This window comes from Sphingomonas sp. 179-I 2A4 NHS (assembly GCF_045369135.1).
Taxonomy (GTDB): Bacteria; Pseudomonadota; Alphaproteobacteria; order Sphingomonadales; family Sphingomonadaceae; genus Sphingomonas.
Window position 1 is genome coordinate 1 of the sequence record NZ_JBIQFL010000027.1, and the last position, 10162, is coordinate 10162.

The following is a 10162-nucleotide window of genomic DNA, read 5'->3' on the forward strand; positions in this document are numbered from 1 at the left end:
AGCGAGCCTGGTAGATCGCCATGTTCAATCTTTGTTCTTCAACATGGCCAAAATCGCAGCTTCGGGCCGACTGGGCCAGTTCGCGCAGGCTCTGTGCCCGACGTCGCTCATCATGACCCACCGAAGCGTGCTCGAGGGGCTATGGCGGTTCGATCAATTCACCTGTGTCACCATCACGACGTGGTTCCTTCGGACGTACCGCGTCGCACTTCGCACGGGCTTCCTCCTGGGCCGATCGAACGCCATGGAAAGACTGGCGTTTCTCCTGCTCGACCTCATGCAGAGGCTCGAGGGACGCCGGCACTTCCATTTGCTCATGTCCAGGGCCGATATCGGCGATCACCTAGGGCTCACGAGCGAGACTGTCACGCGGGCGTTCACGCTTCTCCAGCGGCACAGCTACGTGCAGGTGAATGGTCGTCACCTGGAGATCCTGGATCCGGCCGGTCTGGCCCGGCTGGCCTCCGCAGTGGTCACAACCTGAGCTCCTCTCAGCCGAGCGCCGATTATGTGACATGTGGTCCTGCCTCTGCTATAGCGCACGCGCTATGCAGAAGGGGTCGGGAAACGAATGAAATTCATACCGTGTGAAGACTGCGCGCTTCGCCGGTGGGCGCTGTTCAAGCAATTTACAGCGCCCGAGTTAGGCTTTGTGCGAGCGCTCAAGAGCAACCAGGTGGATGTTCCGGCCCGGCGCGTCATCATCGAGCCCCGGTCGCTTCGGCGGGCAACTCTACACGCTCTATGCTGGCTGGGCTTATCGTTACAAGCTGACACCGAACGGCCAGCGACAGATCGTAGACGTCCTGCTCCCCGGCAGCCTGATCGGGCTTCAGCAGCTGATGTTGGGCGACTCCGAAAGCGGCGTCGAAAGCCTGACACCGGTGACGCTCTGCGTGTTGACCGGCCGGCATATCGACGAGCTGTTTCAGCAGCATAGCCAGCTATCCGAGGCGATGGTCTTCGCACTCATGGAGGATCAGCGCCGCGCCGATCGGCGCATGGCCCTAGTCGCCAAGCAGAACGGCCCGGAACGTCTCGCCTACTTCCTGCTTGAGCTCGTCGACCGATTAGCGGCGCTTGGGCTTGGCCAGGACGCGATGTCCTACTTCCCGCTGCAGCGCCGTCACCTGGCCGATCTGCTTGGACTGTCCGAGACGCATGTCAGCCGCTCGATGCAGGAACTGCGCCGCGATGATCTCGCGGCAATCGCCTCGAACTCGCTCATCATCCGGAACCGATCGGTCATGACCACCTTGTCGGGCTATACGCTGGCCACCCGACAGCACCCTCGCCTCCTGCTCTGAGCATCGCAAGAAGCTGGGCGACTTGACCCAGTCCCGCGGCCCGAACGCCGCGATCGGCGTGACCCGCCCGCAAGGCCCTCCCCACGGGCGGGCAGTCGTCATGCCGCAGGCGCGTTGACCGGGATACGACGAACGTTCTCGCTCGCCGCTGCGGCCTTCGGCACCGCGACGGTGAGGACGCCGTTCTTGAACGTCGCACTGGCCTTTTCCTGCTCGATGTCCCGAGGCAGGCCGATGCGCCGCTCGAACCGCCCATAGCTGCGCTCGGAGTAGCCGCGGTCCTTGTCCTCGACCTCCGACTTCTTCTCGCCGCGCAGCGTGAGGACGCCTTCCTCCACGATCACTTCAACGTCCTTCTCGTCGAGCCCGGGGAGTTCGGCGGTCACGCGGATTTCCTTGTCGGTCTCGGCAAGCTCAACACTTGGAGCGAGCACGCTACGGCCGGCGCCGGCGAGCGCGGGCACGCCGAAGCCGCGGAAAACGTCGTCGAACAGTCGATTCACCTCCCGGTGCAACGAAAATAGCGGGTCGCTGACGTCGCCCGCAGCGCTGACCTGCGCGGGAACGCGGTTCTCCTGACGGCTCCAGGGGATCAGATCACGAATGGCCATGAATCCTAACTCCTTCTCACAACGTCTTCATGTGAAGGCCGCTCGAGCGCTTCCTTGGCGGCCTCAGGTGCCCACACCGGCGCGAGACTGCCCCTTCCAAGGATTTGGACGGAGAACTTCAGGCCTCACCTTCAAAGCCTCTGCATTTCAGCAACGCGGTCGGTTGAGACAGCCATTCCTAAGCTGGCGCCTCATGCTCTCACTGATCTAGCTCAGTCCAAGATCGTCAGCGGTCGCGATATCCTGCAACGTAAGAGCGCGACCGTAGTTCGGAAGCAGCGGCCATCGAAGGAGTGGTCATGGACATTGCAGTCGTCTTGAACAGTACCGCCGATCCAATCGTCAGTGAGTCGGACATGGTGATGCGCGGCATGGCGCAGGATCTCAACAACATGCTGGCGGTGATAGCCTCCGGGCTGGTCTCGATCGAACGAGGGGCTGATCCGCAGCAGCTGTCGCGGCTGCTGGCCGGAATGAGGCGCGCGATACGAAATGCTGCCTCTATGAGCGACGATATAGCGGAACTCAGTGTCGGTCCGGTAATGACGCGCGAGCAGGTTTCGCTGGCCGTGGCCCTGCGGGAGTTGGAGGACAGAGCCCGTGCCATTCTGGGAGAGGGCGTCGATCTTCGCACGGAGATCGCACGGGACCTGTGGAGGGTTCATGTCGTGCCGAGCTACCTCCGCTTTGCCCTGTGTAATCTCCTTGCGAATGCCGCCGACGCGATGCCCAAGGGCGGCGCTCTCGTCGTTCGGGCCTTCAACACGTTCCGCCGTGCCCCCACCGCCGCCGGAGGGGCCGCCGGCGACTTCGTCCGGATCGAAATCATCGATTCCGGCGAAGGGATTGCACCGGATGTCCTGAGCCGCGTCTTCGATCCCTTCTTCACGACCCGACAATCGCTTGGCCGGACCGGCCTTGGCCTCCGCCAGGTTCAGCGGTTCGCACGTCAATTCGGCGGCGACGTCGTGATCGAAAGTGATCTCGGATCTGGAACGCGGGTCATCCTCCACCTACCTCGAGCAGCGTCTCGTACTTGAAAGCGCAGCCCTTGAGCGCCTGCTCCGCACACTGGACCTGAAACCAAGACGAACGCTGCCCACCGTCCTCATGGCGCCTACTTCGGATCAAGGTGCTCGCCTCACAGCCAGATCTTGGACCCCCGCCTGTGTCACTCGGAAAGCCTTCGTGCGCTGATCAGGCGATCAACCGGCTCCACGATCCATAGCGCCCCACAATCGCCCCTCTCCTGACGCTCAGTCCGATCAATGCCAGGCCCAGCAGCACATCATAGACGGCGTGCGTAGCCCCTGCGCCGAAGACGAACGGCGTGACGCAAAGCGCCGCTCCGATGGGGATGAGCAGGACGCGCGCGGGTCGAGCGACCTCGGCAGCCGCTATCGAGATCACCGTCAACGCGAGCGATCCGAGAAGATGATCCCAATCAGCGATCGGCGGCTCCGCGCCGAATGTGAGCCGCGTGAACAGAAGCGATGCCGCCAGCGCCGCCGCGATTGCCAGGTTCCACGGTAGGCTAACGCCCCCGATCGCCACATCCTTCATGATCACGCGGGCCGGTCGGTCGAACTCATCAGGCACATCCCGGCTGTCGCCTTCATCGGTGTCTCCGAACAGGAACACGCGAAGCACATTCTTCCCCGCTCGTGCGCGTCGGCGGAGGAACTGGCCGACGGCCACCATCTCGTCCAGCGAGTAGGGTATCTGGATCAGCATCGCCGCGGCACCGATCAGCGCAAGCGTGCTCCAGGTCCCGATCCAGATGGGCTGGATGATGATGAAGAAAATCGAGACCACGCCGAGCGGAGCGATCATCAGTCCGAACAGAAGGACGAGCCATGGCATCGTTCTCCAGCGCGCACGCGAGCCGACGATCCCCGTGAGGATCTCCAGGGCATAAGTGTAGCCCCCGAGTGCCGCATCCGAAACTGGCCATGCCTCGGAGACGTCACTCGTGATGATCTCCTCGGTGCCGTTCCGCGGGTCATCTGTCCTGCCCTGGAAGAACGGCTCCCAGACGTCCTCGACATAACCAAGCTGGTAAGCCGCGAGGTAGCGCGAGACATAAAGACCAACCAGTGCGAGGCCGATGATCGGGATGCGCTGGGTCCAGCTCGAGGGGTTGTACGACCACCCGGGAGGAACTTCGGGTCCGTTCACGCGCGCCAGCGCAGACGGTCCGACCTCGGGCTTCGTTCCGACCGCGAAGCCGAAGATCAACATTCCGACCAGCGTGTCGGACAGATAGGCGGTCGAATTGCCTGTCCACAGCACAAAGGGAGCCGCCATGACCACAGCGCCGATTGCGGCCGAGATCCAGCGCGCCCATCCCGCATGCCAACTCAGTGACAGCGCTGCGACCGCAATCAGCAGCAATCCCGAGCCGATCTCCGTCCACCGCAGCATGGGCTCGACCACGCCGATCAGTGGCGGTTGCGTGACCAACCAGGTACCCAGCATGATGTTGACGAAGTGGGCCCAGCGCGTCTCGCTATGCTCCTTGCGGTAGCGCTCGTCGCTTGCGCGCCTGACTTCCTCGGGATGGCTACCCAGCGCGGCCGCATCTACGAGGTCCTGGGGTGGCTGCAGACCGTTTCTGCGATACCAGGAAAGGGGGTCGCGCTTTAGTGCCTCGATCAGTTTTGGAAGCTCATCCTTCAACCGGTGGCGCGGTCGCCAGCCCAGGAGCTTCTCCGCGCGGCCGATATCGAGCGCGTAATGGTCGTCGGCGAGGCGGATCATGAAGGGTTTGATGAACGGCTTCTCGCCCTGATCGATCGCATCCGGCACGACCGGCTCGAGCTTGTCCTGTGCCCATACTCCGACGGCCGCGATGGGCTTCGGAACGCGAAGCGTCGGCCAGTCCTGGATACCGTGGATGAGGTATCCAATCTCATCCTGCAGCGCGTCATATCCTAGCGCCTCCGGCTCGCCGATCAGGATCTCGGTCTGCGGAGGCAGCTCGCCGCGACGTTCGACCGTAAGGCGGACCGCCTCGACAAGATCCTCGCGGTGCACCATCGACTGCCCAACCAGGGGCGAGCCCGAATAGAAGAAGCTCTCGAACTCCCGCTCATAGATGCGGGCGATCTGATTGACGAGGGTGGGGACAGCCGTCTCCTCGTCATACACGCCAGCAAAGCGCAAGATCGCATACGGGATCGAACCATGCTCTTCACGAATCACCTGCTCGGCCTGCGCTTTCGACTTCGGATACGCCCAGCCCGGCGCGATCGGCCAGCTCTCGTCGATCCGATCGCCGGGCGAGCAAGGCGCGTGCACGAGCATGGTGCTCGAGTATACGAACTGTTCGACCTCGAACTCCTGCAACCCGCGGATCAGCCGGCGAGTCCCCTCCACGTTTACCGACCGGTAAAGCGGGTGCTCCTCCCCCGTGAAGTCGAAGTAGGCAGCCAGATGGATGACCGACGCGATGCGCTCGCCATAGGTTGCGCGAATGGTCGAGAGGACGTCGCGGACTGACTCGTCCGACCCCAGGTCCACCTTCATCACCGGAAAGGCCAGCGCATCTTCCCGCCGGTCGAGGCCGACGATTCGGTAATCCGACGATAGCGCAGCAGCGACCGAGCGGCCGAGATTGCCTGTGGCGCCGGTTACGATGACAAGAGGCTTCTCCATGTGAACGCTTCCCGATCTGTCGCGCGTTTCCTGCCTGGCCAGGCCGTCCCGACCGAAAGGTCGAAGCGGCGGTGGCGCGGTCACGCTGGCATCAAGAACCAGTGTCATGCAGGAGCGCGAAGCTGGAGCTGACGCGATCATCGCATCCGCCCCGACCCCGCGCAGCGCATCACGACCTTGCTCCGGCCCTTCATCCCCAAGAAGCTTCGTGCTTGCGGTTCCGAAAGGGCCGGCATGGATCCCATGCCAATCGTTCGGGCACTTGGTCCTGAGCTATGTCAGGGCGGCTCCATAACCGTCGTGAGACTCCTTGGCGCTTTTCCGGAGGCGACGATGAGAGAGCTGATGCCGATGAGCGCCACCTGGGCATTCGGACGCTCGCAGCCAGGCCTCCTCACCGGCGATTCCGGCAGACGCGCCTGAGTCCGCACCGTGCAGAGCGCACCACCACTGTCCTCAGCTTACGCTGCGCTGCGCTCAAGCGGACGGCCGCATTCAGCGAGCATCGTGCGACAGCGGCCCGGCGCAGGGCTAGTCGGCCGCCTCCGGGCTTTTATGTCGCCCGGTGCAGGGTGTTGATTGTGGCTCCGGCTCTCGAATGGCTACTCGCCGGCGCGCCTTGGGCCATTCGCATCGGTGCCTTGATCGTTGTTCCATTCAGGCGATCGCCGGCGGCAACGCAGAGCTGGCTTCTTCTTTTCTTCGTCGCCCCTTGGGTAGCGCTCGTTCTGTACCTCGTGATCGGCCGACCGACCCATCCTCGTTGGCGTCGGGATCGAGTGGCGCAACTCTGGCCGATCATCGGCAGGGCAGTCGGCAGTATCGATCGTGTGGTCCTACCTGTCGATCTGCCGCTCGTCCAAGCCTCCACAGCGTCCCTCGTGAGCGGCATCGGCCGAATGCCGCCACTACCGGGCAACGCGGTCGAATTCCTGCCGGACTACGACGCGACCGTGGACCGGCTCGTTCAGGATATCGATGCCGCCACCAGCCACGTTCACCTCCTCTTCTACATCTTCGCTACCGACGAGACCGGGTGGAAGATCATGGCCGCTCTCAAGCGAGCGGCTTCACGAGCGGTGGAGTGCAGGGTCCTGGTCGATGCGATCGGGTCGCGTACCTGGGCCGAGCGCCTCGCCCGCGAGTTGCGGACAGCCGAGGTGGAGGTTCATGAGATCCTACCGCTCAGGGTGCTCGGCCGCACGACGCGCTTCGACCTTCGCAACCACCGCAAAATCGCCGTGATCGACGGTCGCATCGGCTATACCGGCTCCCAGAACATCATTGATGCCGATCACGGTTGGGGCTGGCCGAACCGCGAAGTGATGGTGCGAGTTAAAGGTCCCGTTGTTGGGGAACTGCAGGCTGTGTTCGTGGCCGACTGGTTCCTTGAGACCGAAATCGAACTCGCTGACGGCTACCTCTATCCCTCCACCGAGGATGCCGGCGCCAGCCTCGCCCAGGTTCTGCCGAGCGGCCCCGATCTCGAACATGGCGGCATCGACGAGCTCTTCGTTGCGCTGATCCATTCGGCCCGGGAGCGCGTCCTCATCACGACTCCCTACTTCATCCCCAGCGAGCCGCTGCTGCAAGCCTTGCAGATTGCCATCCTGCGAGGAGTCGAGGTCCATCTGCTGCTGTCCGGCCGCTCCGATCATCCGCTCGTGCACCTCGCCCAGCAGTCCTACTACTCCGAGCTGCTGTCGGCAGGCGCGGTGATCCACCTGTTCCAGCCGGGCTTTCTGCACGCCAAGCACATGAGCGTCGATGAGGCAGTCGCCGTCGTCGGATCGAGCAACGTCGACATGCGATCATTTGCCCTAAATTCGGAGATCAGCCTCGTCCTTTACGACCGCGAGGCCACACTTATCTTGCGCCAGATCGAGCGCTCAAGGCTGGAACAATCCGTCCCGCTGAGCGCAAGCGATTGGGAGCGCCGCAATCTCGCGCGCAAGTGTGCCGAGAACGTCGCGCGGCTCTTCAGCCCGTTGCTGTGATCTGCTCAGGCCAGCTGAGCCGGAGAGAGAACGAAACTTTGCTTTTGATGGAATGACCATGCACCATGACGCACCATTGATCGCCACGATTGTCGCCGGCCTTGTCGCTGCCTTCATCGCAGGGACCGTGGCGCATCGGCTCAAGATATCCCCGATCGCGGGCTATCTGCTCGCTGGTGTCTTCGTCGGGCCGTCGATGCCCGGCTTCGCGGCGGACCCGGAAATAGCATCGCAGCTTGCCGAGATCGGTGTCATTCTCCTGATGTTCGGCGTCGGCCTGCACTTCTCGCTGCGGGATCTCCTGTCAGTGAAGAAGATCGCGGTCCCTGGTGCCTTGATCCAGATCGTTGTAGCGACGCTATTGGGCATCGTGCTGGCCTGGGCGCTCGGGTGGCGCGCTGGCGAGGCCCTGGTTTTCGGTCTCGCGTTATCCGTTGCGAGCACCGTCGTGCTGGTGCGGGCTCTTCAGGTCCACAACCTTGTACAGACCGATCAAGGCCGCATCGCGGTCGGCTGGCTGGTCGTCGAGGATCTGGTGATGGTGCTGGCGCTGGTGCTTCTGCCGTCCGTCGCCGCGATTCTGGCGGGCACCTCTGCGAATGCGGGCACTGCGGCCGTGAGCGCCGTGACCACCACACTCCTGAAGGTAGCAGGGTTCATAGCGCTGATGCTCCTCGTCGGCCGCCGCGCGATGCCGGCACTCCTTCACTGGGTGGCTGATACCGGGTCCCGGGAGCTGTTCCGCCTGGCAGTGCTCGCGATTGCCCTTGGCGTCGCCTTCGGCGCCGCGTTCGTCTTCGACGTCTCGTTCGCTCTCGGCGCCTTCTTCGCCGGCATGATCCTGGGCGAGACCCAGCTTAGCCGGCTTGCGACCGAGGAAATCCTTCCGTTCCGAGACGCCTTTTCCGTCCTGTTCTTTGTTTCGGCTGGCATGCTGTTCGAACCAGCGGTGATCCTCGAGCAGCCGGGAGCGTTGCTGGCGACGCTCGCGATCATCCTGGTCGGGAAGTCCGCGGCTGCCTATGCCATCGTCCGATCGTTCGGATATCGGGACCAAACCGCGATAACGATCTCGGCGAGCCTGGCTCAGATAGGCGAGTTCTCGTTCATTCTTGCCGGCCTTGGCGTAAGCGCCGGTATCCTGCCTCCAGAAGGACGGGACCTGATCCTCGCCGCCGCTATCATCTCGATCTTCCTCAATCCCCTGCTCTTTTCGTTCGTAACCAGACAGGGGATCCGGCCGCTTCGGCACGCCGGCCCCGCGGAAGGTTCTTCAGAAGAGCCGGAGCCGGAGCAGGGCCTGCCCCCTGGGCATGTCGTTATCGTGGGCTATGGCCGGGTCGGCCGCTTCATCGCTGCAACGCTCGGGGCCTCGGGGTACGCGCTAAGCATAGTCGAGGACAGCCGAGAGGCCGTGCAAGCAGCGCAAGCCGAAGGACTGCGCGTCGTTCTGGGTAACGCCACCGAAGCTTCCATCCTCACGCGGGCCGGCATCACCGGGGCATCGACGCTGCTGATCGCTATTCCTGAGGGGTTCGAAGCCGCCATCATCGCGAAACGTGCCCGCGCCATGAACCCGGACCTGCGCATCATCGCGCGTGCCCATTCAGAGGCGGAGGTGGACCACCTGCAGGCGATGGGTGCTGACGAGATCGTCCTCGCGGAGAAGGCAGCAGCAGCCAAGATGGCGGCGCTGGTTTCCGAAGGGGGATCGGAGGACGTCGACGGACTCGTTCACATGGTGGAGAGCTGATCGACAGTGATTCCGTCGCTGAGCCCCGCCGTCTTGCAAGGCAGATTCCGGCGACGGGTCAGATCGTGCGCAAAGCCCGAAGCTCCGGATTGAGGCGGAGGCGGATCGCCCGGACGCGGGCGAGCGCCTCTTCCGGAGAGACACCGAGCGCGACGAAGGTCTGCACGGCCAGCCCCAAGCCCGCAGCCAAGTTCTCCGGGAAGATGTACGTCGCGCCGGCCTTGGCGATGGATGCCAGACCTCGATTGTCTCTTGTGCTGACAAGGACTGGCACCGCCGGATTGAGTTGCCGTACCTGGCGTACCAGCTGCTCCAGCCTCGGCTGGCTGTTCAGAAGGGCGACCACCACTGCGGCCCTATCGATGTTCGCTGCCTCAAGCACCCCGCGGCGTGTTGCATCACCGAAAATGACCTGATGCCCCTCGCGATGGGCAGTCCGAAGCCGGTCGACGTCGCGCTCGATCGCGATATAGGGTATCCCGCTCGCCTTCAGAACCGTACCCACCAGCCGTCCGACAGGGCCGCACCCCGCCAGGATGACGTGATCGCGTAGATCGCCCGCGGAGCCGCCGATCATGTCGTCTGGCTCAGTGATCAGCTGAGGCGTCGACAGGACCTTGGCCGAGATGCGCCGATTGAACTGGATGAGGAACGGAGCCAGGAAAATGCTGACGGCCGTCCCTGCGAGTGCCGTTTGCGCCACGATCGGTGGCAGCAGGCCGCCACCGATCGCCTGGGTCAGGATGAGGAGGGAGATCTCGGGGTCGAATCCGGCTGAGGGCGAAATGACACCCTAAGCCTCGGCACCCTTCGGCCAGAGGTATTCGCCGGTGAGGA

The 10162-nt window shown here is 63.5% G+C and carries 8 protein-coding genes; 5 read left to right on the forward strand and 3 right to left on the reverse strand.

Going from position 1 to position 10162, the window contains the following annotated elements; genetic code table 11:
- Together ACH0CP_RS18725 and ACH0CP_RS18730 are read left to right on the forward strand one after the other, a co-directional pair.
- Positions 1–484: helix-turn-helix domain-containing protein (locus tag ACH0CP_RS18725; protein WP_406893938.1), on the forward strand; the 484-nt coding region annotated here is incomplete at its 5' end.
- A gap of 196 nt (positions 485–680) precedes the next feature.
- Complete coding sequence (locus tag ACH0CP_RS18730; RefSeq protein ID WP_406889966.1) at positions 681–1307, forward strand: Crp/Fnr family transcriptional regulator; 627 nt, start codon at positions 681–683, stop codon at positions 1305–1307.
- 98 nt (positions 1308–1405) lie between these two features.
- Here the strand turns inward: ACH0CP_RS18730 and ACH0CP_RS18735 are convergent, their stop codons facing one another.
- Complete coding sequence (locus ACH0CP_RS18735) at positions 1406–1918, reverse strand: Hsp20/alpha crystallin family protein (RefSeq protein ID WP_406889967.1); 513 nt, start codon at positions 1916–1918, stop codon at positions 1406–1408.
- A 362-nt stretch (positions 1919–2280) separates the two neighbouring features.
- On the opposite strand from ACH0CP_RS18735, the gene ACH0CP_RS18740 reads away from it, so the two are divergent.
- The gene (locus ACH0CP_RS18740; RefSeq protein WP_406893939.1) at positions 2281–2958 is read left to right on the forward strand and encodes an ATP-binding protein; all 678 of its coding nucleotides are present in this window, start codon (positions 2281–2283) and stop codon (positions 2956–2958) included.
- A 157-nt stretch (positions 2959–3115) separates the two neighbouring features.
- On the opposite strand, the gene ACH0CP_RS18745 is transcribed toward ACH0CP_RS18740, so the two are convergent.
- A complete protein-coding gene (locus ACH0CP_RS18745; protein ID WP_406889971.1) occupies positions 3116–5575 on the reverse strand; it encodes a vitamin K epoxide reductase family protein in 2460 nt (819 codons plus the stop codon).
- 581 nt (positions 5576–6156) lie between these two features.
- Here ACH0CP_RS18745 and cls point away from each other — a divergent pair.
- Positions 6157–7572, forward strand: a complete 1416-nt coding sequence (cls, locus tag ACH0CP_RS18750) for a cardiolipin synthase (RefSeq protein WP_406889973.1) — start codon at positions 6157–6159, stop codon at positions 7570–7572.
- Between the two features lie 58 nt (positions 7573–7630).
- The gene (ybaL, locus tag ACH0CP_RS18755) at positions 7631–9325 is read left to right on the forward strand and encodes a YbaL family putative K(+) efflux transporter (RefSeq protein ID WP_406889978.1); all 1695 of its coding nucleotides are present in this window, start codon (positions 7631–7633) and stop codon (positions 9323–9325) included.
- A 58-nt stretch (positions 9326–9383) separates the two neighbouring features.
- On the opposite strand, the gene ACH0CP_RS18760 is transcribed toward ybaL, so the two are convergent.
- Positions 9384–10028, reverse strand: coding sequence for an NAD-binding protein (locus ACH0CP_RS18760; protein WP_406889975.1), 645 nt, complete (start codon positions 10026–10028; stop codon positions 9384–9386).
- Positions 10029–10162 lie beyond the last annotated feature (134 nt).